The following is a 23,961-nucleotide window of genomic DNA, read 5'->3' as shown; positions in this document are numbered from 1 at the left end:
AGTTATCGACGCGACAGGGCTTTGCGCAACGACGCCAAGGTGGCATCGCTGGCACGCTCGGTCTCATGCAACTCGGTTTCCCAAGCCGCCTCGCACGGCGCCAGGTCGGGATGCTCGCGCAATTGCAGCAGCCATTGAACACGATCATGCCAATCGCCCAGGTCGCCTTGCGCCTGCTTGAGCAGCCTCTGAAGCTTCTTCCCTGCATGGCGCAACTGCGGGTAGGCCTCATCGCCGTAGCGCACCCGTTTGATCAACAGACGCAAGCGATGCCGGTCGTGGGCCGGATCGTCGATGGCCGCTTCCAGCTTGCGCCATTGCTTGCGCAGGCGGTTGTCGATGCGCGTGCCCAAGTCATTCGCCAGGCCTTCGCGTTGCGAAGCACGCAGGAACAGGGGGAATGAATCCAGTATCGCCAGCAGCCGGGTCAACTGCGGGCTGGCAGCCACGCTGGCGAACGTCGCTGCCCTGCCCTGCAAACGCCGCTGCCCGGCCTGCGCGTACCCAGCAGAGATCAACTGATCGGCCAGCACCTCACGGTCGCGCAGAGGCGTGGTGAGCGTGCCCAGCGATTTCGCTGCATCCTCCAACTGTTCGACACCCGGCAGCGCGCGCAAGGGTCGCAGCAGACTGCGCAGGCGCCTGACACTGGTGCGCAGGTCGTGCAGGGCTTCGCTGTCGGTATCGGCGGCCAGGCGTTCCCGGCAGGCCAGTAGACGCACCTGCAGGGCCAGGACCTGAGCGACTACATGATCGAGCATCGCGGGCATATCAGCCTCCTCGGTCAACGGCCTGCACGGGACTCACGGATATAGAAACGTGCTCGCTCGGCTTTGCTGCTGCACCCCTCGAACGCCTCGAACTGCTGCTGGGTCTTGGCTCCAGTCAGCAATGACAGCGCCTTGGAGTAGCTCACGGTACCGGCAAACCCTTCGGCCTTGGCGAGGTCGAGCTCCTTCCAGGCCGCATCCAACTGAGTCGCGCAACTGTCGCGATAGGCCGTCTTGCCCGCACAGCCAGCAAGGGCCAGGGCAATCAGGGGAAGGCAGATCCAGGCTTTCATCGGGCATTACCTCAAGAAGGACAAAACAGTCGCTGTTCGACGGCCGGCAACGTGAAAAGTGCCATGCTCAGCGTAGCCCAGCACGCAACGACATTGAAGCACCGGCACCAATGGGTGCATTGTTGGAATACGCGCGAAATGCCTTGGGGGGAAAAGTATGAGCAAGCGTGTCGCACTGGTGCTCGGTTCGGGCGGTGCCCGGGGATATGCGCACATCGGCGTGATCGAGGAGATCGAGCGTCGCGGCTACGAAATCGCCTGCATCGCCGGTTGCTCGATGGGCGCGGTGATTGGTGGCATCTATGCCGCCGGCAAGCTCGACGAATACCGTCGCTGGATAGAAAGCCTGGACTACCTCGACGTGCTGCGCCTGGTGGATGTGAGCTTTCGCCTGGGCGCCATTCGTGGTGACAAGGTATTTGGACAAATCCGCAAGATCGTCGGCGAGATCAACATCGAACAACTGCGAATCCCCTATACCGCCGTCGCCACCGACCTGACCAACCAGCAGGAAATCTGGTTCCAGGAAGGCTGCCTGCACCAGGCCATGCGCGCCTCGGCGGCGATTCCCAGCCTGTTCACGCCCGTCATGCAGGGCAACCGCATGCTGGTCGATGGCGGTATTCTCAATCCATTGCCGATCGTGCCGGTGGTGTCCAGTCACTGCGACCTGATCATCGCGGTCAACCTCAACGCCACCAATCAGAAACAGTACCAGTTGCCGGTGATCGAACGCCCGGCGGCGTTCAGGATGCGTTTCGAATCGGTGATCAGTTCGCTGGGGTCGCGCATGCCGTTTCGCCGCAAGCCGGCCGAGCAGCTGATGCGCATCGAGCAGGAAATCGTCGCCGAACGCATGAGCCAGACAAACCCGTGGCTGAGCGACCCCGCCGACCCGGAAAGCCAGCAACCGGCAGCGGCCCCGGAACGCGACGGCGCCCCCAAGTCGGCGACCGGTTCGTTCATCATCGATAACGTCGGACCTGCATCGCTACTCGACCTGATCAACCAGAGCTTCGAGGTGATGCAGACCTCGCTGGCACAGTACAAGATCGCCGGGTATCCGCCGGATGTACTGATCAACGTGCCGAAGCGGGTATGCCGGTTCTTCGAGTTTTACAAGGCGCCGGAGCTGATCGCACTGGGGCGTGAGATTGCGCGGGATACCCTGGACAGTCATGAGGGGGAGCCGCGCTAGGCAGGAGTATCGGCGCTGACTTTTTCGCGGGCCTGACCGCGAAAATACCTGGAGATGCCGAAAACGAAACAGGCCGCTTAAGCGGCCTGTTTCGTCACGACGAAAGCACTCAGTAACGGGTGATGTCGGCGCTGGCTTCCAGTTGCTTGCGGAAGGCAGCGAAGTCCTGCTGGCCTGCGCGCGAAGCGAGGTAGCGACGAATCTGCACCTTCTCCTCGTCGGAGGCGGCAGCACCTTCGTTGACACCCTTGAGCTGCAGCACTACCAGGCTGCCGTCACCCAGGACGACACTGCCGTAGACCGGCTTGTCCTTGGACTCAGGCTTGGCCATGCGGAACGCGGCCTGCAGTTCGGCTGGGTCGATGCCTTCCTGGTTGCGGGTCACCGCCTCCTGCACCTTCCACTTCTGCCCTTCCTGGTCGGCGCCCTTGGCGATCGAACCATCACGCAGGCCGGCAATCAGCTTGTCCGCCTTGGCCTTGAGCTCGGCGGTCGCCTTCTCCTTGGCCAGGTGTTCTCTGATGTTCTTCGACACGACTTCCAGCACCAGTTGCTCCGGCTTGCGGTGCTCTTTCACACGCAGTACCACCACGGTCTCAGGGTCCAGCTCCAGGGCACTGCTGTTGGCGCCTTCGTCCATCACCTCTTCACTGAACGCAGCCTGGATCACCGAACGGTTGGCAGTGATGCCCTCGCCGCCCTCACGGCCGAACGGTGCCGAGGTCTGTACCTTCAAGCCCAGTTCCTGCGCAGGCTGCGCCAGGTCGGAGGCTTCGAAGGCCGAGTCTTCCAGTTGCTTGGTGACTTCGACGAACTTCTGCTCGACCTGCTGGGTTTTCAGCTCGTGGGTCAGCTTGTCCTTCAGGCTGGCGAAGGTAGGCACTTCAGGCGCCTCGACGCCCAGCAGCTTGATCAGGTGGTAGCCGTACTCGGTGCGAACCGGTGCCGACACCTGGTCCTTGTTCAACTTGTACAGGGCATCCTCGAAGGCCGGGTCATAGACACCCGGACCTGCGAAGCCGAGGTCACCGCCATTGGCCGCCGAGCCCGGATCCTGGGAGAACTCCTTGGCCAACTTGGCGAAGTCTTCACCCTTGGACAGGCGCTGCTGGATCTCTTCGATGCGGGCCTTGGCCTGGGCATCATCGGTCTTGTCGTTGACTTCGACCAGGATGTGCGCAGCGCGGCGCTGTTCCGCGAGGTTGGCGATTTCCTTTTCGTACAGCGCCTTGAGCTCGTCTTCGTTGACCGAAACCTGGTCGAAGAACGCAGCTTTCTTGAGCTCGATGTAATCGATGACCACCTGATCAGGGGTCATGAATTCCTTGGCGTGCTGATCGTAATGAGCCTTGATCTCTTCATCGCTCACCTTGACTGCGGCCGGGTTGGCCTTGAAGGTCAGCGAAGCGAAATCGCGGGTCTGGTTTTCCAGACGGGCGAAGGCGTCGACTTGTTTGTCGGTAACGAAGCTGCTGCCTGCCAGGCCGGTACGCAGCTGGCCGATGAGCATTTCCTGGGCGAGCATTTCGCGGAACTGCATGCGGCCGTAGCCCATCTGGCGGATGACGGCGTCGAAGCGCTCGGCGCTGAACTTGCCATCGACCTGGAACTCAGGCGTCTGCAGGATCAACTGATCCAGTGCCGCCTCGGAGAAAGCGAACTTGGCGTCTTCGGCACCCTGCAACAGCAGCTTGCGGTCGATCAGCCCCTTGAGTGCGGCCTCACGCAGCATCTTCTCGTCCAGCATCGCCGGATCGAAATCCTTGCCCAGCTGTTGCATCAGCTGGCGGCGCTGCATGTCGACGGCCTGGCTCAGCTCGTTCTGGCTGATGGTCTGGCCATTCACCTTGGCGGCATCCTGGCTGTGGCTGGCGGCCTGGAAGATGGCCTCGAAACCGGTCAGTGCCATCAGCACGACGATGAGGCCAATGATGGTCTTGGCAATCCAACCCTGTGAATTGTCCCTGATATTCTGCAGCATGCGTCCCCCAGAAACGGTCGTACCACTGCATCGACAACCGCGGAGAGTGGGTAGAATCCTGATAAAAGAAAGGCGCATCCGAGGATGCGCCTTTTCTTAGCAAACGTGGCAGGCGGGAACGTTTGCGGCCCCCGCCGCTACGTGCTCGGACCTGGCCAGGCCGGGTCCGGCTGAAAGAGACGACTTAGTTGACGGCGTCTTTCAGGCCTTTGCCAGCTTTGAAGCCTGGAACCTTGGCAGCAGCGATCTTGATCGCCTTGCCGGTTTGCGGGTTACGGCCGGTGCGCTCAGCGCGCTCCTTGACGGAGAAGGTACCAAAGCCAACCAGAACGACGTCGTCGCCTGCTTTCAGGGCACCGGTTACGGAGTCAATTACTGCGTCCAGCGCGCGGCCGGCTACAGCTTTCGGGATGTCAGCAGAAGCGGCGATAGCGTCAATCAGTTCCGACTTGTTCACTCTAAGTCCCCTCATATCTCTATTGAGTTTGTTTCTAAGTATGTAATGAAAAGCTTATGAAACGATCATTGGGTGGCCTGTTGACACTGGCGTGCCGCTTTATAGCAAGGGCCCGAAAAAGCTGTCAACCGAAGGCCCCCAATGAGATACGAACTAGTGCGTGCTAATTCTTTCCTTAGCATCGCTGTCGCGCTTCTCTTCTTTCGCGACAATCTCCGGAGCCACATCTGGCAAGGGCTCCGGGGCGTATTGCAGCGCAATTTGCAGGACCTCGTCAATCCATTTAACCGGTTTGATTTGCAGATCCTGTTTTATATTTTCAGGAATCTCCTTCAGGTCACGCACATTTTCCTCGGGAATGATGACTGTCTTGATCCCGCCGCGGTGCGCCGCAAGCAGTTTTTCCTTCAGCCCGCCGATGGCAAGCACCTGACCGCGCAGGGTGATTTCACCGGTCATCGCCACGTCGGCACGCACCGGAATCTGGGTCAGCGCCGAGACCAGTGCAGTGCACATGCCGATACCGGCACTCGGGCCATCCTTCGGCGTGGCGCCCTCAGGCATGTGGATGTGCACGTCGTGCTTCTCGTGGAAATCGGCAGCGATACCCAGGCTGCGGGCGCGGCTGCGTACCACGGTCTGTGCGGCAGTGATCGATTCGACCATGACATCGCCGAGCGAGCCGGTCTTGATCAACTGCCCCTTGCCAGGAATCACGACCGCCTCGATGGTCAGCAGCTCACCGCCGACCTGGGTCCAGGCAAGGCCTGTGACCTGGCCGATCTGGTCCTGGGTTTCGGCCAGACCATAACGGAACTTGCGCACACCCAGCAGGTGTTCGAGCTGGTCGCCGGTGACCTTGACCTTCACCTGCTTGTTGCCCGCATGCTCCTTGACCACCTTGCGGCAGACCTTGGCAATCTGGCGCTCCAGACCACGCACACCGGCTTCTCGAGTGTAGTAGCGGATGATGTCGCGGATCGCGGCGACGTCGACCTCCAGCTCTTCCTTCTTGAGGCCGTTGGCCTTGACCTGCTTGGGCACCAGGTACTTGACCGCAATGTTGACCTTCTCGTCCTCGGTGTAGCCCGGCAGACGAATGATCTCCATCCGGTCCAGCAACGCTGGCGGAATGTTCATCGAGTTGGAGGTGCACAGGAACATCACGTCCGAGAGGTCGTAGTCGACTTCCAGGTAGTGATCGTTGAAGTTGTGATTCTGCTCCGGGTCGAGCACCTCGAGCAGTGCCGAGGCCGGATCGCCGCGCATGTCGCTGCCCATCTTGTCGATCTCGTCGAGCAGGAACAGCGGGTTGCGCACCCCGACCTTGGTCATCTTCTGAATCAGGCGACCCGGCATCGAGCCGATGTAGGTACGGCGGTGACCACGGATCTCGGCCTCGTCACGCACACCACCCAAGGCCATGCGCACGAACTTGCGATTGGTGGCCGCGGCGATCGACTCGGCCAGCGATGTCTTGCCCACGCCGGGCGGCCCGACGAGGCACAGGACGGGGCCACGGATCTTCTTCACGCGCTTCTGGACCGCGAGGTACTCGAGGATACGCTCCTTCACCTCTTCCAGGCCGTAGTGGTCCGAATCTAGGATCTCTTCAGCCTTGGCCAGATCCAGACGCACCTTGCTCTGGGCTTTCCAGGGCACCTGCACCAGCCAATCGAGGTAAGAGCGCACCACCGTGGCCTCGGCGGACATCGGCGACATCTGCTTGAGCTTGTTCAGCTCGGCCTGGGCCTTGGTGAGGGCATCCTTGGGCAGGCCAGCAGCATCGATACGCTTTTTCAGCTCCTCGACTTCGTTGTGGCCTTCGTCGCCGTCGCCGAGCTCCTTCTGAATGGCCTTCATCTGCTCATTCAGGTAGTACTCGCGCTGGCTGCGCTCCATCTGCTTCTTGACCCGGCCACGGATGCGCTTCTCGACCTGCAGCAAGTCGATTTCGGCGTCCAGCAGCGCCAGTACGTGTTCGACACGGGCAGACAGGTCGATGATCTCGAGGATTTCCTGCTTCTGCTCGATCTTCAGCGCCATGTGCGCGGCCATGGTATCGACCAGGCGCCCCGGCTCTTCGATGCTGTTGAGCGAGGACAGCACCTCGGCAGGCACTTTCTTGCCCAGCTGAACGTACTGCTCGAACTGCGACAGCAGGCTGCGCACGAACACTTCGGACTCGCGCTCGGCCGCCTCGACCTCGTCGATCAGGCTGACTTCGGCGCGAACGTGGCCTTCGACCTCGGTGAAGCGCTCGACCGCACCGCGCTGCTCGCCTTCGACCAGCACCTTGACGGTGCCATCAGGCAGCTTGAGCAGTTGCAGGACGGTAGCGATGGTGCCGACGCGATACAGGGCATCTTCGCCCGGATCATCGTCGGCTGGATTCTTCTGGGCCAGCAGGAGGATCTGCTTTTCGCCCGTCATTGCGGCCTCTAGGGCTTCGATGGACTTCTCGCGTCCCACGAACAGCGGGATAACCATGTGCGGATAGACGACGACATCGCGCAATGGCAAAAGAGGCAAGTCGAGGGTGGTCTTCATGATTTCGCCTCTACAGCGGCCTTGGGGCCGGAAACCGGTGGAAATAGTGCTTGGAGCTAATGTGGGGGCAGGTCCGCAAAAATACAAGCGCTGGCGCCAGAAAAGCAGAAAGGGGCCCGCGGCCCCTTTCTGCTTCAACGTGTCAGGCGTGCGACTCAGGCGTCAGGCACGGCCTTGGCTTGCGGCTCGCTGTTCTCGTAGATCAGCAGCGGCTGCGAAGTACCGTCGATGACGCTCTCGTCGATCACCACCTTGCTGACATCCTTCTGCGAAGGAATCTCGTACATGGTGTCGAGCAGCACGCCTTCGAGGATCGAACGCAGGCCACGGGCGCCGGTCTTGCGCTCCAGAGCCTTGCGAGCAACGGCCTTGAGCGCGTCGCTGCGGAACTCGAGGTCCACGCTTTCCATCTCGAACAGCCTGGCGTACTGCTTGGTCAGGGCGTTCTTCGGCTCGGTGAGAATCTGCATCAACGCAGCTTCGTCCAGCTCGTCGAGCGTGGCCAGAACCGGCAAGCGACCGACGAATTCCGGAATCAGGCCAAACTTGACCAGATCGTCCGGCTCGACTTCGCGCAGCGACTCACCCACCTTCTTGCCTTCCTGCTTGCTGCGCACTTCCGCGCCGAAACCGATACCACCTTTGGTGGAGCGGTTCTGGATGACCTTCTCGAGACCCGAGAATGCGCCACCGCAGATGAACAGGATGTTACGCGTGTCGACCTGCAGGAACTCCTGCTGCGGGTGCTTGCGGCCACCCTGGGGCGGCACGGAAGCCACGGTGCCCTCGATCAGCTTCAGCAATGCCTGCTGCACGCCCTCGCCCGAGACGTCACGGGTGATGGACGGGTTGTCCGACTTGCGCGAGATCTTGTCGATCTCGTCGATGTAGACGATGCCCATCTGGGCCTTTTCCACATCGTAGTCGCACTTCTGCAACAGCTTCTGAATGATGTTCTCGACGTCCTCACCCACATAACCGGCTTCGGTCAGGGTGGTGGCGTCGGCGATGGTGAACGGCACGTTCAACAGGCGCGCGAGGGTTTCGGCGAGCAGGGTCTTGCCCGAGCCGGTAGGCCCGATCAGGAGGATGTTGCTCTTGCCGAGTTCGACCTCGTCGCCCTTCTTGTCACGCTGGTTCAGGCGCTTGTAGTGGTTGTACACCGCTACGGCAAGCACCTTCTTGGCGCGCTCCTGACCAATGACGTACTGGTCCAGGATACCGCTGATTTCTTTCGGCGAAGGTAATTTGTGCGCGTTGCTCTCGGCCTGGGCTTCCTGCACCTCCTCTCGGATGATGTCGTTGCACAGGTCGACGCACTCGTCGCAGATAAATACCGAGGGCCCGGCAATCAATTTGCGCACTTCGTGCTGGCTTTTGCCGCAGAAGGAGCAATAGAGCAATTTGCCGTTGTCCTCGCCGTTACGGGTGTCAGTCATTCGATCGATCCAATCCGGTAGGCTTGCAACACAAGATGAAGGCAATTGCGGGCTTTTTCAAGTCCGCAGGCGGGCCCTTTCGGCGCCCGCCCGCTCTGGCGCCTGGGCTCAGGATACCAGTTGCCGCTTGTCGTAGACCGAGTCGACCAGGCCGTACTCGGCCGCGCGCGAGGCGCTCATGAAGTTGTCACGCTCGGTGTCGCGCTTGATGGTCTCGAGGTCCTGGCCGGTGTGGAAGGCCAGCAGCTCGTTCAGGCGCGCCTTGATGCTGAGGATTTCCTGGGCATGGATCTCGATATCGGTCGCCTGGCCCTGGAAGCCGCCCAGCGGCTGGTGAATCATCACGCGCGAGTTCGGCAGGCAGTGACGCTTGCCTGCCGCACCGGCTGCCAGCAGGAAGGCGCCCATGCTGCAGGCCTGGCCGATGCAGATGGTGGAGACGTCCGGCTTGATGAATTGCATGGTGTCGTAGATCGACATGCCTGCGGTGACCGAGCCACCCGGCGAGTTGATGTACAGATGGATATCCTTGTCCGGGTTTTCCGCTTCAAGGAACAGCAGCTGCGCCACAACCAGGTTGGCCATGTAGTCCTCTACAGGACCCACCAGGAAGATCACACGCTCCTTCAACAGGCGCGAGTAGATGTCGTAGGCACGTTCGCCACGGGCGGACTGCTCGATAACCATCGGGACCAGACCGCCTGCGGCCTGGATGTCAGAGCTCTGCTGAATATAAGAATTGCGGGACATGTCCTGCACTCACTCCCAAATAGTCATGGCTTTAATAACGCACAAGCCAGCCCGAAGGCTGGCTTGTGGGGTTTCCTACGAGAGTAGCAAATCACTCAGCTTCGGCAGGAGCCTGTGCTGGCTTGACAGCCTCTTCGTACGAGACCGACTTGTCGGTCACAGTCGCTTTCTGCAGGACAGTATCTACAACTTGCTCTTCCAGCACAACCGAACGGACTTCGTTCAGTTGCTGGTCGTTCTTGTAGTACCAGTTGATGACCTGCTCAGGCTCCTGGTAAGCGGAAGCCATTTCCTCGATCATCTCGCGAACCTTGGCATCGTCCGGCTTCAGCTCGAACTGCTTGACCACCTCGGCGACGATCAGGCCCAGGACCACACGGCGCTTGGCTTGCTCTTCGAACAGCTCGGCCGGCAGTTGCTCAGGCTTGATGTTGCCACCGAACTGCTGGACAGCCTGCACGCGCAGACGGTTGACTTCGTTTTCCAGCAGGGCTTTCGGCACGTCTACCGGGTTGGCGGCCAGCAGACCGTCCATGACCTGGTTCTTGACCTTGGCCTTGATGGCCTGGCGCAGTTCGCGCTCCATGTTCTTGCGAACCTCGGTGCGGAAGCCTTCCAGGGTGGATTCCTTGATGCCGAACTGGGCGAAGAAGGCTTCGTTCAGCTCTGGCAGCACAGGTGCGGAAACGCTGTTGACAGTGATGGTGAACTCGGCGGCCTTGTTGGCCAGATCCAGGTTCTGGTAGTCCTCGGGGAAGGTCACGTTGACGACGCGCTCTTCACCGGCCTTGGCGCCAACCAGGCCATCTTCGAAGCCTGGGATCATGCGGCCGGAACCCAGTACCAGCTGGGTGCCCTTGGCCGAACCACCGGCGAAGGCCTCACCGTCGATCTTGCCGACGAAGTCGATGTTGACCTGGTCGTCTTTCTCGGCAGCGCGCTCGACGGCTTCGAAACGGACGTTCTGCTTGCGCAGCACTTCCAGCATGTTGTCCAGGTCGGCGTCAGCGACGTCGGCGCTCAGGCGCTCGACGTTGATCGACTCGAAGCCGGCAACGGTGAATTCAGGGAAGACTTCGAAGACGGCGACGAACTCGAGGTCCTTGCCTTTCTCGAACGACTTAGGCTCGACAGCCGGGGCGCCAGCCGGGTTCAGCTTCTGCTCGACCACGGCTTCATAGAAGGAGGCCTGGACCAGGTCACCGAAGGCTTCCTGGCGGGCAGCGTCTTCGTAACGCTGACGGATAACGCTCATTGGCACCTTGCCTGGACGGAAGCCCGGGACCTTGGCGCGACGGGCAGTCTGTTGCAGACGCTTGTTGACTTCGTTCTCGACGCGCTCGGCCGGAACGGCGATGGTCATGCGGCGCTCGAGAGCGGAAGTGTTTTCAACAGAAACTTGCATGGATATTCCTCGTTGCACAGACGTTAGCCGGCGATAGCCCGACTCCAGAATCAAGGGCGAATATTCTAGTGACTCACGCACCAGAAGTCACCCCACTCGGGACGACGGACAACCACGCCGGTCGATTTCGTTTACAGGCCGGCGCAAAAACGCGCCAGGCCTCGTTACTCAAGGGCTGCGCGCCATCTTTGAGGCGCATGCCGAAAAAACCTGTCAAACAGTTACAACTGCAGAATCGGCCCGTTACTGCGAGTCGATTTCATTGAACTGGCAATATTCTTCCCAAGACATGCCCAGCGCCTCGGCCACCTCGCGGTGAGTCTCCAGGCGCATGGCCTGCAATTGCTCCGGGTTTTCGGCGATCAACTGCAAGGCCAGCTCCCAGGGCTCGATACCCTGCTCCTGAGCCGCATCCTCGAACGCCCACTCGACCTGCTGGGCCTGCTCGCGCGCGTCAAGCTCGCGGATCTCCTCGAGCAATTGCGGGTTGGCTTCGCGAAAGCGCTGCAGCGCCAACGCCTGGCGCGCTTCTTTGGCAATCATCGATATTTCCCCTGCCGGTCACCGACCGGTGTTTCAACCGGCTGAAATCTATCAGCTTTTATAGCGTGGCCACCAGAGGGCAAGCCCCTCAATCCTTCCGCTCGACAGGTGCACACGCCAGCGACCGCTGCCGCCAGCTCGGCCAGGCCTGTTGCCAACCCCGCTCATGCGTCACACCCGACAGGGAAACCAGTTCGAGGCAAGGCGCCTCTCCCAACTGCCGAGCATAAAACGCCGCAACGCCAGCAGGCATCTGGCGATCCTCGGCACCCAGCAAATGGCGCTGGGGAATACGCGCCAGGCGTTCCCGATACTGTAAAGGCTCGAGCGAACCTTCCAGCGGCGTCAGCTCAAGCATTCGCGCCCATTCGGCCGGACTCAGATTGCCGGCAAGGGTCTGGACCTGCCACACATCCTCACGCCGACCCGCCAGCAACAAGGCAAGCGCTCCGCCGCCGGAGTAGCCCACCAGCTCGAAGCCCTGATTGCCATAACGCGACTTCACGTCATCGAGCGCCCGACCAAGAGCGCCCAGCACCTCAGGGGAGAAGCGCCGACTGGTCCACAGCGCCGGCGTGCATCCAGGGACGCTGACGAACTGACAGGGCCTGGCCATATATAAGGAAGGTGTCGGATCCTGCATCGCCAGGTCGACCACCAGAGTCTGCCGCGGCGTAGGATCCAGACTCGGCTGCGAGGGCGTGACCCAGGCATGGCCATCACCCTCCAGATAAACCCGCAGCACGTTGGCTGCGGGCATCCGCGCGGGCGCCACGATCAGCAGTGGAAAGCTTCCCAGCGCCAGCACCTGTACCTCACGACCGTACTCGGCAGCCCTGTGCTCCAGCGATTCGCGCGGCGACTGGCACGCAGCGAGCACAAGAGCACCCACAACAGCCAGTACACCCCTGCCCCACATCGAAATCAGACGAAGCTGAGGTTGTGACGCTGCGCGCCATAGACCACGCGTGCAGCGGTGATCAGTTGGTGAGGGATCTCGACGTAAGGAACGTCGGAGTTGCTCAGCGCCATGTCGAACAGCTGCACCAGCACGGAATTGCGGCGCACCAGGATCACATCAGACCAATCGGTATTGGTCATCGCCACCGGAATGAAGTCCGAACGCTTCATGAAGCTGCCGAGCGCTTCGAGCACGCCCAGGTTCTGCTTGGTGCCATTGGCACTGAAGCAGCAGTCGTTGAGCATCATGATGCCGTCCGGACCAAGCATTTCCTGGTAATACATCATGTCGCGCAGGACGTACTCGTACTGGTGGTTGGCATCCACGTAGACGAAATCGAACTGCTCGATGCCGGTCCGCTCGCGGATCCTGTCGATCGCACCGATGGTGTCGGAGCGAATCACCGTGACCTCGGGCATATCGAGGAACTTGGACACGCACTCTTCGTACAAGCGGTCCCAGGTCGCGTCATCGTGCAGCGAGCCACCATAGTAGTACTCGTAGTCCTCCACCGGAGAGACCCAGGGCGGCAACTGATCGAATGGACTGTAAGCCTTGTTCGACTCCTTGCTCCAGCTGTCGGCCAGCACCATGCGTTCTGGCGTCAGGGCTGCGCGCAGCTTGAGGGCGTTCTCGCCGCGCAGCACGCCAAGCTCGGCAACCACCGGGCGTTTTTCCAGCGCATTGAAGACCGCGCCAACCACGTAATACAGACTGTCCCTATGCGTGCTGCAGACTTTCATGTTCGTTCCTTTTATTCGCGGAATCGCATCAACGCCAAACGCCAAGCAAGAATCCGACCAGGCGCCAACACCGAGGCACAACCCGCATGAACACTGGGCTGGGAGGTGATGCCGAATGATGAACACAAAAAATCGCGCCAGCGAACTGACACGGATGCGCCAGAATTCCGCTGCCCTGGGAATTTGCTGCAGAAATGAAAAATGCCGCACAAGGCGGCATTTTCAGGAGGTTTTCATGCGTTTGAGCGCGCATTGAAAACAGAAGATGGTGCGGACGAAGAGACTCGAACTCTTACAGCTTGCGCCGCTGGAACCTAAATCCAGTGTGTCTACCAATTTCACCACGTCCGCGTGATGCGCTTAAAACAAAGGCGCCTGATTATACAATCAAGGCGCCTTCGAAGAATATGGGGTGGACGATGGGAATCGAACCCACGACAACTGGAATCACAATCCAGCGCTCTACCAACTGAGCTACGCCCACCATATTGCGGTGTTACGTTACCTACTTGCTTGCCTAAGCTGCCTTATGGCGCACCCGGCAGGACTCGAACCTGCGACCATCCGCTTAGAAGGCGGATGCTCTATCCAGCTGAGCTACGGGCGCATATTCAATCTGCTTTCCATTACGATTGCAAATCAATTTTCAGCCTTACCGAACGAGCTAGCAAATCCGCTCATTCTGCCTGACTTTGCTAACCAGTGCTAGGTTGTGCCCGACAAGTGCGACGAATGTTATAGACGAGCCGAAAGGTCGTCAACACTTTTTTCAAAAAAATTTAAATTATTTAAGGGGTTAGGGGATTTGCCCGACCACGCGCCTTTGCCCTCGGCCCGGCTCGTGCGAGAATGCGCCCTCTTTATTGTTCCCTTCTCGATGGTTAATCACGCGTCTATGACTGCACACCTTATAGATGGCAAGGCGATCGCCGCCAACCTGCGCAAGCAGATCGCCCAACGTGTCGCCGAGCGCCGCCAGCAAGGCCTGCGCACGCCAGGCCTGGCGGTGATCCTGGTCGGCACCGACCCGGCCTCCCAAGTCTACGTTTCGCACAAGCGCAAGGACTGTGAGGAAGTCGGCTTCATCTCCCAGGCGTTCGACCTGCCCAGCGACACCACGCAGCAAGCCCTGACCGAGCTGATCGACCGTCTCAACGACGACCCGGCCGTCGATGGCATCCTGCTGCAACTGCCGCTGCCAGCGCATCTGGACGCTTCGCTGCTGCTCGAGCGCATTCGTCCGGACAAGGACGTCGATGGTTTCCACCCCTACAACATCGGTCGCCTGGCCCAACGCATCCCGCTGCTGCGCCCATGCACCCCGAAGGGAATCATCACCCTGCTGGAGAGCACCGGGCAAGACCTGTACGGCATGAACGCGGTGATCGTCGGCGCCTCCAACATCGTCGGTCGCCCGATGGCCATGGAACTGCTGCTGGCCGGTTGCACCGTCACCGTCTGCCACCGCTTCACCAAGGACCTGGCCGGCCACGTCGGCCGCGCCGACCTGCTGGTGGTAGCGGCCGGCAAACCGGGCCTGGTCAAGGGTGAGTGGGTCAAGGAAGGCGCCATCGTCATCGACGTGGGCATCAACCGCCAGGAAGACGGCAAGCTGGTGGGCGATGTGGTCTACGAGACCGCCCTGCCCCGCGCCGGCTGGATCACGCCGGTTCCAGGTGGCGTCGGGCCCATGACCCGTGCGTGCCTGCTGGAGAACACCTTGTATGCGGCTGAAGAGCTGCACAAGTAACTGTTCTTGGCACACTGGATTTAGGTTCCAGCGGCGCAGCAATGAAAAACGGCACCCCAAGGGTGCCGTTTTTCATCAAGCGGTGAATCTACCGACGCTATTGCGGGAGCGCAGGGCTGCCTGCGTAGAGGTCAGTACGCTCGGCAACTGATCACTTGCGCGCCTCCTCCCACGACTTGAGCAGCTCGTTGTAGCTGACCGTCTCGCCCTTGGGCTTTTCGTTGGCCAGCTTCGGTTTCGGCGCACCTGGCTGGTCGAACCAGTACTGCGCATCACGCTCTGGGTTGAGCTTCGGCGCACAGGTGGCCTGGGCATTGGAACGCTGCAGCCGCTCCATCATGCGGTCCTGGTCGCGGGCCAGGCCGTCGAGGGCCTCCTGCGGGGTCTTCTCGCCACTGGCCACCTCGGCGATATGACTCCACCACAGCTGCGCCAGGCGCGGATAGTCGGGCACGTTGGTGCCGGTCGGGGTCCACTGCACCCGTGCCGGGCTGCGATAGAACTCCACCAGCCCACCCAGCTTGGGCGCCATCTCGGTCATGGCCTGGGAGTTGATGTCCGACTCGCGGATCGGCGTCAGACCGACGATGGTCTTCTTCAGCGACACGGTTTTCGAGGTCACGAACTGCGCGTACAGCCATGCCGCGAGACGCTGCTTTTCCGGGGTGGACTTGAAGAAGGTCCAGGAACCGGTGTCCTGGTAACCCAATTTCATGCCCTCCTCCCAATACGGCCCCTTCGGCGACGGCGCCATGCGCCACTTCGGCGTGCCATCGGCGTTGACCACCGGCAACCCGGGCTTGACCATATCGGCGGTGAAGGCGGTGTACCAGAAGATCTGCTGGGCGATATTGCCCTGGGCCGGCACCGGGCCTGACTCGGAGAAGGTCATGCCCTGCGCTTCCTTCGGCGCATAGGCGCGCATCCAGTCCACGTACTTCTGCGTCGCGAACACCGCTGCCGGGCCGTTGGTATCGCCACCACGGGTGACGCTGGAGCCAACGGGGTGGCAGTCCTCAACGCGAATGCCCCACTCGTCCACCGGCAAGCCATTGGGCAGGCCCTTGTCGCCGCCGCCGGCCATGGAGAACCAGGCATCAGTGAAACGCCAGCCGAGCGAGGGATCTTTCTTGCCGTAGTCCATATGGCCGTAGACACGCTTGCCATCGATCTCCTTGACGTCCTCGGTGAAGAACTTGGCAATGTCTTCATAGGCCGACCAGTTCACTGGCACGCCCAGCTCGTAGCCGTACTTTTCCTTGAACTTGGCCTTCAGGTCAGGGCGTTCGAACCAGTCGGCGCGGAACCAGTAAAGGTTGGCGAACTGCTGGTCAGGCAACTGGTAGACCTTGCCGTCTGGCGCGGTGGTGAAGGAAATGCCGATAAAGTCTTTCAGGTCGAGCGTAGGCGAGGTGTAGTCCTTGCCTTCGTTGGCCATCAGGTCAGTGATCGACTGCACCTTGCCATAGCGAAAGTGCGTGCCGATCAGGTCGGAATCGTTGACCCAGCCGTCGTAGATGTTCTTGTCCGACTGCATCTGCGTCTGCAGCTTCTCCACCACATCGCCTTCCTGCAACAGATCGTGGGTGAGCTGGATGCCGGTGATCTCGCTGAATGCCTTGGCCAGGACCTTGGATTCATACTCATGGGTGGTGAGGGTTTCCGACACCACGTTGATCTTCATCCCACGAAACGGTTCGGCGGCCTTGATGAACCACTTGAGCTCCGCCATCTGCTGCTCGGCACTCAAGGTGGAGGGCTTGAACTCGCTGCCGATCCATTTTTTCGCCGCGTCCTCGTACTGATCGGCCCACGCCGTGCCCTGCAGGCCGCCGAGCAGCAGCGCCGCGGCCAGAGTCAAATGTCGCCGCTTGTTGTCGTTATCGAACATTGTGATCTCCCGATTGAAATGATCCGCCGCCCCGGGCTAACCCCAGCGCAGCACCACCACGAGCCAGGCCAGCGACAGCAGCGAGGCCACCCACAGCGGCCAGTCGCTGGCGCCGATCACCGCAAGGTGCAGGTAGGCACTGGCCAGCAGGCCGATGAACAACCGATCGCCACGGCTGGTGACGAGCGGCAGGAAACCGCGCCGCTCCACGCAGGGGCGACGCAGCTCGAACACTGTCATGCACGACAGCAGCACACCGACGGCGACAAAGAACAGCGCCGTGGGCAAGGTCCAGGCCATCCACTCCATCGTTGCGCCCTCCTATACCCGACCCAGGGCAAAGCCCTTGGCCACATGGTTGCGGACAAACCAGATCACCAGCATGCCAGGCAGGATGGTCAGCACCCCGGCCGCAGCCAATACCCCCCAGTCGATCCCCGAGGCCGACACGGTGCGGGTCATCACCGCCGCGATCGGCTTGGCACTCACCGATGTCAGGGTGCGCGCCAGCAGCAGCTCGACCCACGAGAACATGAAGCAGAAGAAGGCCGTCACGCCGATCCCGGAGCCAATCAGCGGTATGAAGATCTTCACGAAGAAGCGCGGGAAGCTGTAACCATCGATGTAGGCGGTTTCATCGATCTCTTTCGGCACCCCCGACATGAAACCCTCCAGGATCCATACCGCCAGTGGCACGTTGAACAAGCAGTGGGCCAGGGCCACGGCAATGTGGGTATCGAACAGGCCGATGGACGAATACAGCTGGAAGAACGGCAGCAGGAACACCGCCGGTGGCGCCATGCGGTTGGTCAGCAGCCAGAAGAACAAATGGCGATCACCGAGAAAGCGATAGCGCGAGAAGGCATACGCGGCCGGCAAGGCCACCGCCAGTGAGATCACCGTGTTCAGGCACACGTAGTACAGCGAGTTGAGGTAGCCGCTGTACCAGCTCGGGTCGGTGAAAATGACGCGATAGTTGTCAAAGGTGAACGCCTGCGGCCACAGGGTCAGCCCGCCCAGTATCTCGGTGTTGCTCTTGAACGACATGTTCAACAGCCAGTAGATCGGCACCAGCAGGAAGAAGAAGTACAGCAGCAGCGGCACCGCTTTGCGCAAAGTCATGGCCTAATCCTTGTCGGCGTGGGTCATGGCGGTATAGAACAGCCACGACACCAGCAGGATGATCAGGAAGTACACCAGCGAGAACGCCGCCGCCGGCCCCAGGTCGAACTGCCCTACCGCCATGCGCGTGAGGGTCTGGCTGAGGAACGTGGTGGCATTGCCCGGCCCGCCACCGGTGAGCACGAAAGGCTCGGTATAGATCATGAAGCTGTCCATGAAGCGCAGCATCACCGCGATCAACAGCACGCTCTTGAGCTTTGGCAGCTGGATATGGCGAAACACCGCCCAACCCGAGGCGCGGTCGATGCGTGCAGCCTGGTAATACACGTCGGGAATGGCGCGCAACCCCGAGTAGCACAGCAGTGCCACCAGCGAGGTCCAGTGCCAGACATCCATCACCAGCACGGTGACCCAGGCATCCAGCGGATCGCCCGCATAGTTGTAGCTGACCCCAAGCTTGGCCAGGGTGGCGCCAAGCAGCCCGATATCGGCGCGGCCGAAGATCTGCCAGATGGTGCCGACCACGTTCCACGGGATCAGCAGCGGAATAGCCATGATGATCAGGCACACAGAGGCCATGCGCCCCTTGGTCGGCATGGTCAGGGCAATGGCGATCCCCAGCGGGATCTCGATCAGCAGCACGCAGCCTGAATAGATGAACTGACGCAGCAGTGCATCGTGCAGCGCGGGGTCGCGCAACACCTGGCGGTACCAGTCGGCGCCAACGAAATAGCGGTTGGAGGCGTCGAAGATGTCCTGCACCGAGTAATTGACCACCGTCATCATCGGCACCACGGCGCTGAAGGCCACCAGCAGGAACACCGGCAGCACCAGCCACCAGGCCTTGTTGTTCGGCACCTTGTTCATGGCGTGGCCTCCAGCAGCAGGTCATCGGCATAGAGCATCAGCCATTGCGCTGGCAGGCTGACCCACGCGCGCCCTTCAGGCAGGGGACGGTCCTCACCCATGCGAGCCTTGAGGGTGACGCCAGCCAGCTCCAGGGTGAGGATGCGGTAGGTGCCCAGGTCTTCTATATCCAGGACCTGAGCCTCGAAGGCATCATCGATCGGACGGTCCCAGACCTGCACGAACTCCGGGCGAATCCCTACCTGCAAGCGCTCGCGCGGTTGCTCGGCGAGGCGCTCGCGCAGGCCATCCGGCAATGGCAGGTGCAGACCGCCGAAACTCACGCCATCGGCTTCGGCACGCACTTCGATCAGATTCATCCCGGGGCTGCCAATGAAGTAGCCCACGAAGGTATGGCGCGGGCGCTCGAACAATTCGCGCGGGGTGCCGAACTGGACAATGCGCCCACCGTGCATCACCGCGATCTTGTCAGCGAAGGTCGATGCCTCCAGTTGATCGTGGGTGACATAGATCATGGTGATGTTGAACTGCTCGTGAATCTGCTTGAGCTTGCGCCGCAGCTTCCACTTCAAGTGCGGGTCGATCACCGTCAGCGGCTCGTCGAAAAGGATCGCCGACACATCGTCGCGCACCAGGCCGCGGCCCATCGAAACCTTCTGCTTTTCGTCGGCGCTCAGGTTGCGCGCCTTTTTCTTCAGCACCGGCCCCAGGTCGAGCACCTCGGCGATCTCTTCGACGCGCGCCCTCACCCGCTGCTCATCCAGGCCCTGGTTACGCAGGGGGAAGGCCAGGTTGTCGAATACGCTCATGGTGTCGTACACCACCGGGAACTGGAACACCTGGGCAATGTTGCGCTGCTGCGGCGACAGCGCATTGACCGGCTGACCGTCGAACTGCACCTCCCCCTGGGACGGACTGAGCAGGCCGGAAATGATGTTGAGCAAGGTCGACTTGCCGCAGCCGGACGGTCCGAGCAAGGCGTAGGCCCCGCCCTGCTCCCAGACATGCTCGAGTTCGTGCAAGGCATAGTCGCCAGCGCCGGAGGGCTGGCGGCTGTAGCTGTGGGCCAGGCGATGCAAGCGGATCTCGGCCATCAGCGGCGCCTCCCCTGACGCAGGCCGGGGGCCTGTACCAGTTGACCGGTGCTGTCGAAGACGAACAGCTTGTGGGTGGGGATGAACACCGGGACCTGGGTGTCCACCTGATATTCGTGCACCCCCGGCAGATGCAGGATCATCCGCCAGTGCTCGTTACGCACATGCAGGAAGGTCTCCGAGCCGCTGATTTCAGCCAGCTCGACCAGCACGGTCAGCTCGAGGTCGTCGTCATGGGAGGGCACCAGGGTGATGTGACTGGGCCGCACACCGAAGCGGTAGTCGCCATCGGCCAGGGCGCGCAGATCATCGGTACGGGCGAAGTGCACGGCGCCGGCCAGACTCACCTCGTTGCCCGCGACCCGGCCGCTGACCAGGTTGATCGGCGGCTCCGAGAACAGCTCGGCAGCCAGCACGTTGCAAGGCTTGTGGTAGACCTCGGCGGTCGGGCCGCTCTGCAGCAGCCGCCCTTCGTGGAGGATGGTGGTGGTGCCACCCAGGGCCAAGGCTTCGTTCGGCTCGGTGGTGGCGTACACGGCGATGCAGTTGCGTTCGGCGAACAGCGCGCGCAGCTCCTGGCGCAGCCCTTCACGCAGCTTGTAGTCGAGGTTGACCAGCGGCTCGTCGAAGAGGATCAGCGAAGCGTCCTTGACCAGCGCGCGAGCCATTGCCGTGCGCTGCTGCTGGCCACCGGAGAGCTCCAGCGGCAAGCGCTGCAGGTAGGCTTCGATACGCAACATCTCGGCGGTCTGGAGCACCCGCTGGCGAATCTGCGCCTCTGGCAGGCGCGCCTGGCGCAGCGGTGAGGCGATGTTCTCGAACACGCTGAGGGTGGGGTAATTGATGAACTGCTGATAGACCATCGACACATTGCGTTCACGCACCGGGCGCCCGGTAACGTCCTCGCCGTCCATCAGCACCCGCCCGCTGTCCGGCCGATCCAGGCCGGCCATCAGGCGCATCAGGCTGGTCTTGCCAGACAAGGTACGGCCAAGCAACACATTGAACGAGCCCGGCTCGAAACGCAGGCTGGCCTCGGCGATCCAGGCCTGGTTATCGACGTGGCGGCTGACCTGCTCCAGCACCAGGGTCATGGCGTAGCCTTCTTGTGATTGTTGTCCGCCGAACGGAGCCAGAACCGTGCCAGAAACCGCCGAACGCTCTGGCACCGGCTCCACGCAGCAGCGCCCTGTTCGCCTGCGAACACAAATGAACAGTTTCGCTGGACAGTTGAACAACCACGGCATTGACAATGAACAGTTGTGAACGACACTCAAGGGCGGTCGTCGACAACAACAATCACACAGGGACAGGCCCATGGCCGCTGATACCCCGACCCACGCCCACCTGATCCAGGCCTCCTGGGCCCGCTGCCGCGAATACGGCCTGCAACCGCACAGCGCGCCGGATTTCGACTGCCTGACCGGCGCGCAACTGAGCGAACTGCTCGAGCACCGCCAGGCCCTGCTGCAACTGACCCGCGACGCCGTGCTGCCGCAGTACACGCACCTGCTGGGCAATTCCAGCTACCTGGTGATGCTCGCCGACGCCGGAGGCTGCCTGCTCGACGCCTGGGGCACGCGGCGCTTCGTCGAACCGCGCCAGCAGCACGGTTTCATACCGGGTGCACACTGGCAGGAGCGCGGCGTGGGCACCAACGCGCTGGGCACGGCATTGGCCTGCGGTGAGGCCATCCACGTCGGCCAGGACGAACACTTCCTGCGCCAGAACCGCTACATGGCCAGTGCTGCCGCGCCCCTGTTCGATGCCGAGCGCCGCCTGGTGGGCGTACTGGATGTCTCAAGCGATGGCTACCTGCCCGTCGCCCAGACCCTCGGCCTGGTGCGCATGATGGGCCAGAGCCTGGAGAACCGCCTGATCCTCGCCGCCCACGGCGACCGGCATGGGCAACTGGTGTTCAATACCGCGCCCGACAACCTCGACAGCCCCTGGGCCGGCTTGCTGCTGTTCGACGAACGTGGCCGGGTGCTGGCAGCCAATCATCGCGCAGACAGCCTGCTGGGCCAGGATCCGCGGCAATGCACGCTCGAACAGCTATTCCAGACCTCGCTCAAACAGATCCTCGCCCACCCTCAGGAGAGCGCCTTCGCCCTGCAAGTCGCCGGTCGCCACCGTTTCCACTGCCAGTGGCGCGCACCGCATCAACCCATGCGCAGCACACCGCCAAGCAGCGACCCGCGCGTGAGCAAGGCGCTGGCCCAGGCCGGCCTGCTGCTGGAGAAGGATATTCCGGTGCTGATTCAGGGCGAGACGGGCGTCGGCAAGGAGGTCTTCGTCAATGCCCTGTATCAGGCCAGCAGCCGCGTCGGCCAGCCGTTGATCGCGGTGAACTGCGCAGCGATCCCGGCAGAACTGGTGGAGTCGGAGCTGTTCGGCTACGAGAAAGGCGCCTTCACCGGTGCCCACCACAAAGGCAACACCGGGCTGATCCGCAAGGCTGACGGCGGCATCCTTTTTCTCGACGAAATTGGCGACATGCCCCTTCCAACCCAGGCCCGACTGTTGCGTGTGCTGCAGTCGCGCTGCATACAGCCGCTGGGCAGCGGCGAGCCGGTGGCGGTGGACATTCGCGTGGTCTCGGCGAGCAACCTCGACCTGGCTGCCGAAGTCCGCGCCGGGCGTTTTCGCCAGGACCTCTACTACCGCATCGCCGGGCTGGCACTGGTACTGCCCCCGTTGCGCGAGCGCAGCGATCGGCGGGCACTGATCGAGCAGGTGCACGCACGTTACCGCGAACCCGGACAGGTACAACGCTTGTCGCCACGGATGCTGGCGCTGCTCGAGCAGCATCCCTGGCCGGGAAACCTGCGCGAGCTGGTGACCGTGATGCAGGTGGCCCTGGCGTTGGCGGGGCCTGATGCCATCGGCGAAGAGCACCTGCCAGCGGCGTTCCTGGTGGAAGCTTCGGCCCCCCTGCCTGCACCCGAACGGGCCGACACCGGGCAAGACCTCAATACGCTGCTGCGCGAAGCCAACGGTAATCTTTCCTCAGTGGCGCGGGCGCTGGGGATCAGCCGTACGACACTGTACAAGCGGCTGCGCTCGACGGCCGCAGGCTGAGCCAGGGCAGCGCAGCCGATTCCGCTGCAACGCCCACCATTTCAGCTGGAGCCGCTGCCCGTCACCTGCCGTTCAGCAGGCTTTTCCTACTTCCGCACCGGAAAATGGACACACAGCCACCTGTGGATGCGTGCCCAATGCAAACAACAAATACCGTCCTCATGATTCGCCCGGCGCGGTTCGCCTTCAACCCCGACACCGCCCTGAACAACCGCTTCCAGAACGCACCGCTGGACCCTGACGCGGCCAGCAGCAAAGCCCTCGAAGAGTTCGACGGCTATGTGCAGACCCTGCGCCAGCACGGCGTCGAGGTTCTGGTGGTGCAGGACACGCCCGAACCGCACACACCCGATTCGATCTTCCCCAACAACTGGTGGAGCAGCCATGCCGATGGCAGCCTGGTGCTCTACCCGATGGAAGGTCACAACCGTCGCCTGGAGCGCGAAAAGGGTGTGCTGCAGGTGATCGAGGAACGCTTCGCCATCGAACGCACCATCGACCTGAGCCCACTGGAACAGCAGAATCTGTTCCTCGAAGGCACTGGCAGCATGGTTCTGGATCGCGAGCACCGTATCAGCTACGCCTGCCATTCCGGCCGCACCCACGAACAGGCGCTGCGCCAGTTCGCCGAACGCCTCGGCTACCGCCTGTGCCTGTTCCACGCCCTCGATCGCCAGCAGACACCGATCTACCACAGCAACGTGATGATGAACGTCGGCCGCACCCTGGCCGTGGCCTGTCTTGACGCCCTGCCCCACGCCGACGAACGCCGCACCCTCGAACGTTCCCTGCGCGACACCGGCAAGGAGGTGCTGGCACTGGGTTTCGACCAGCTGGAGGGCTTCGCCGGCAACATGCTCGAAGTGCACGACCGCAGCGGTCGCTCGCTGCTGGTGATGTCGCGCAACGCCTGGCGCTCGCTGGACGCCAGCCAACGCCGCCAGGTCGAGCGTCACAGTCATCCGCTGGTGGTCGATATCGACCACATCGAACGCATTGGCGGGGGCAGTGCACGCTGCATGCTCGCCGAAGTCCACCTTCCCTCGCGCCACTGAGCCCCAAAGGA

The 23,961-nt window shown here is 61.8% G+C and carries 21 protein-coding genes and 3 tRNA genes; 4 read left to right on the top strand and 20 right to left on the bottom strand.

Features of this window, described 5'->3' with window-relative positions:
- Nucleotides 1-2 precede the first annotated feature (2 nt).
- Nucleotides 3-770 carry a CHAD domain-containing protein gene (locus F6X62_RS05970; RefSeq protein ID WP_153772952.1) on the bottom strand — a complete coding sequence of 256 codons (768 nt, stop codon included), beginning with the start codon at nt 768-770 and terminating at the stop codon, nt 3-5.
- A 14-nt stretch (nt 771-784) separates the two neighbouring features.
- The gene (locus F6X62_RS05965; RefSeq protein ID WP_054892384.1) at nt 785-1,063 is read right to left on the bottom strand and encodes a hypothetical protein; all 279 of its coding nucleotides are present in this window, start codon (nt 1,061-1,063) and stop codon (nt 785-787) included.
- Between the two features lie 157 nt (nt 1,064-1,220).
- Between F6X62_RS05965 and F6X62_RS05960 the strand changes: the two genes are divergently transcribed.
- A complete protein-coding gene (locus F6X62_RS05960; RefSeq protein WP_153772951.1) occupies nt 1,221-2,261 on the top strand; it encodes a patatin-like phospholipase family protein in 1,041 nt (346 codons plus the stop codon).
- Between the two features lie 109 nt (nt 2,262-2,370).
- Here F6X62_RS05960 and F6X62_RS05955 read toward each other — a convergent pair whose 3' ends face one another.
- The 12 genes from F6X62_RS05955 to F6X62_RS05900 all read right to left on the bottom strand — a co-directional run bounded on the left by F6X62_RS05955 (nt 2,371) and on the right by F6X62_RS05900 (nt 13,697).
- Nucleotides 2,371-4,242 (bottom strand): SurA N-terminal domain-containing protein, encoded by a 1,872-nt coding sequence (locus tag F6X62_RS05955; protein WP_153772950.1) that lies wholly within the window; start codon nt 4,240-4,242, stop codon nt 2,371-2,373.
- A 184-nt stretch (nt 4,243-4,426) separates the two neighbouring features.
- Nucleotides 4,427-4,699, bottom strand: coding sequence for a nucleoid-associated protein HU-beta (gene hupB / locus F6X62_RS05950; RefSeq protein ID WP_054892387.1), 273 nt, complete (start codon nt 4,697-4,699; stop codon nt 4,427-4,429).
- 153 nt (nt 4,700-4,852) lie between these two features.
- On the bottom strand, nt 4,853-7,249 hold the full coding sequence (gene lon / locus F6X62_RS05945; protein ID WP_054892388.1) for an endopeptidase La: 2,397 nt from the start codon (nt 7,247-7,249) through the stop codon (nt 4,853-4,855).
- Nucleotides 7,250-7,404: 155 nt separating this feature from the next.
- Entirely contained in the window at nt 7,405-8,688 is a 1,284-nt protein-coding gene (clpX, locus tag F6X62_RS05940; protein ID WP_054892389.1) for an ATP-dependent Clp protease ATP-binding subunit ClpX, read from the bottom strand.
- 108 nt (nt 8,689-8,796) lie between these two features.
- On the bottom strand, nt 8,797-9,438 hold the full coding sequence (clpP, locus tag F6X62_RS05935) for an ATP-dependent Clp endopeptidase proteolytic subunit ClpP (RefSeq protein ID WP_029613529.1): 642 nt from the start codon (nt 9,436-9,438) through the stop codon (nt 8,797-8,799).
- A 91-nt stretch (nt 9,439-9,529) separates the two neighbouring features.
- Nucleotides 9,530-10,843 carry a trigger factor gene (gene tig / locus F6X62_RS05930; protein WP_054892390.1) on the bottom strand — a complete coding sequence of 438 codons (1,314 nt, stop codon included), beginning with the start codon at nt 10,841-10,843 and terminating at the stop codon, nt 9,530-9,532.
- A gap of 243 nt (nt 10,844-11,086) precedes the next feature.
- The gene (locus tag F6X62_RS05925; RefSeq protein WP_153772949.1) at nt 11,087-11,386 is read right to left on the bottom strand and encodes a DUF6388 family protein; all 300 of its coding nucleotides are present in this window, start codon (nt 11,384-11,386) and stop codon (nt 11,087-11,089) included.
- 88 nt (nt 11,387-11,474) lie between these two features.
- Nucleotides 11,475-12,305, bottom strand: coding sequence for an alpha/beta hydrolase (locus tag F6X62_RS05920; protein WP_153772948.1), 831 nt, complete (start codon nt 12,303-12,305; stop codon nt 11,475-11,477).
- A gap of 5 nt (nt 12,306-12,310) precedes the next feature.
- Nucleotides 12,311-13,090 carry a class I SAM-dependent methyltransferase gene (locus tag F6X62_RS05915; protein ID WP_153772947.1) on the bottom strand — a complete coding sequence of 260 codons (780 nt, stop codon included), beginning with the start codon at nt 13,088-13,090 and terminating at the stop codon, nt 12,311-12,313.
- A 266-nt stretch (nt 13,091-13,356) separates the two neighbouring features.
- Nucleotides 13,357-13,441: transfer RNA gene (locus F6X62_RS05910), tRNA-Leu, on the bottom strand.
- A 57-nt stretch (nt 13,442-13,498) separates the two neighbouring features.
- Nucleotides 13,499-13,574, bottom strand: a tRNA-His gene (locus F6X62_RS05905).
- A 46-nt stretch (nt 13,575-13,620) separates the two neighbouring features.
- Nucleotides 13,621-13,697, bottom strand: a tRNA-Arg gene (locus tag F6X62_RS05900).
- A gap of 288 nt (nt 13,698-13,985) precedes the next feature.
- Here F6X62_RS05900 and folD point away from each other — a divergent pair.
- Nucleotides 13,986-14,840, top strand: coding sequence for a bifunctional methylenetetrahydrofolate dehydrogenase/methenyltetrahydrofolate cyclohydrolase FolD (gene folD / locus F6X62_RS05895; RefSeq protein WP_054892394.1), 855 nt, complete (start codon nt 13,986-13,988; stop codon nt 14,838-14,840).
- A gap of 151 nt (nt 14,841-14,991) precedes the next feature.
- On the opposite strand, the gene F6X62_RS05890 is transcribed toward folD, so the two are convergent.
- From F6X62_RS05890 to F6X62_RS05865, 6 genes are read right to left on the bottom strand one after another with little or no spacing between them, the layout of a single operon-like run.
- Nucleotides 14,992-16,731 (bottom strand): ABC transporter substrate-binding protein, encoded by a 1,740-nt coding sequence (locus F6X62_RS05890; RefSeq protein ID WP_054892395.1) that lies wholly within the window; start codon nt 16,729-16,731, stop codon nt 14,992-14,994.
- Between the two features lie 36 nt (nt 16,732-16,767).
- A complete protein-coding gene (locus F6X62_RS05885; protein ID WP_054892396.1) occupies nt 16,768-17,040 on the bottom strand; it encodes a DUF2160 domain-containing protein in 273 nt (90 codons plus the stop codon).
- A 12-nt stretch (nt 17,041-17,052) separates the two neighbouring features.
- On the bottom strand, nt 17,053-17,853 hold the full coding sequence (locus tag F6X62_RS05880) for a carbohydrate ABC transporter permease (protein ID WP_054892397.1): 801 nt from the start codon (nt 17,851-17,853) through the stop codon (nt 17,053-17,055).
- 3 nt (nt 17,854-17,856) lie between these two features.
- Nucleotides 17,857-18,720 carry a carbohydrate ABC transporter permease gene (locus tag F6X62_RS05875; RefSeq protein WP_054892398.1) on the bottom strand — a complete coding sequence of 288 codons (864 nt, stop codon included), beginning with the start codon at nt 18,718-18,720 and terminating at the stop codon, nt 17,857-17,859.
- Complete coding sequence (locus tag F6X62_RS05870; RefSeq protein ID WP_153772946.1) at nt 18,717-19,814, bottom strand: ABC transporter ATP-binding protein; 1,098 nt, start codon at nt 19,812-19,814, stop codon at nt 18,717-18,719. The genes F6X62_RS05875 and F6X62_RS05870 overlap by 4 nt, the downstream gene beginning before the upstream one ends.
- Nucleotides 19,814-20,908: an ABC transporter ATP-binding protein gene (locus F6X62_RS05865; RefSeq protein ID WP_153772945.1), complete on the bottom strand. Its 1,095-nt coding sequence runs from the start codon at nt 20,906-20,908 to the stop codon at nt 19,814-19,816. Before F6X62_RS05865 ends, F6X62_RS05870 begins: the two co-directional genes overlap by 1 nt.
- Nucleotides 20,909-21,131: 223 nt before the next feature.
- Between F6X62_RS05865 and F6X62_RS05860 the strand changes: the two genes are divergently transcribed.
- Entirely contained in the window at nt 21,132-22,895 is a 1,764-nt protein-coding gene (locus F6X62_RS05860) for a sigma-54-dependent Fis family transcriptional regulator (protein ID WP_153772944.1), read from the top strand.
- Nucleotides 22,896-23,032: 137 nt separating this feature from the next.
- On the top strand, nt 23,033-23,950 hold the full coding sequence (gene ctlX, locus F6X62_RS05855) for a citrulline utilization hydrolase CtlX (protein ID WP_153772943.1): 918 nt from the start codon (nt 23,033-23,035) through the stop codon (nt 23,948-23,950).
- Nucleotides 23,951-23,961: the final 11 nt, after the last annotated feature.

It is taken from the genome of Pseudomonas sp. MNR3A, from assembly GCF_009650575.1.
Classification (GTDB): domain Bacteria; phylum Pseudomonadota; class Gammaproteobacteria; order Pseudomonadales; family Pseudomonadaceae; genus Aquipseudomonas; species Aquipseudomonas machongensis.
This window is presented reverse-complemented; position numbering and strand designations above follow the sequence as displayed.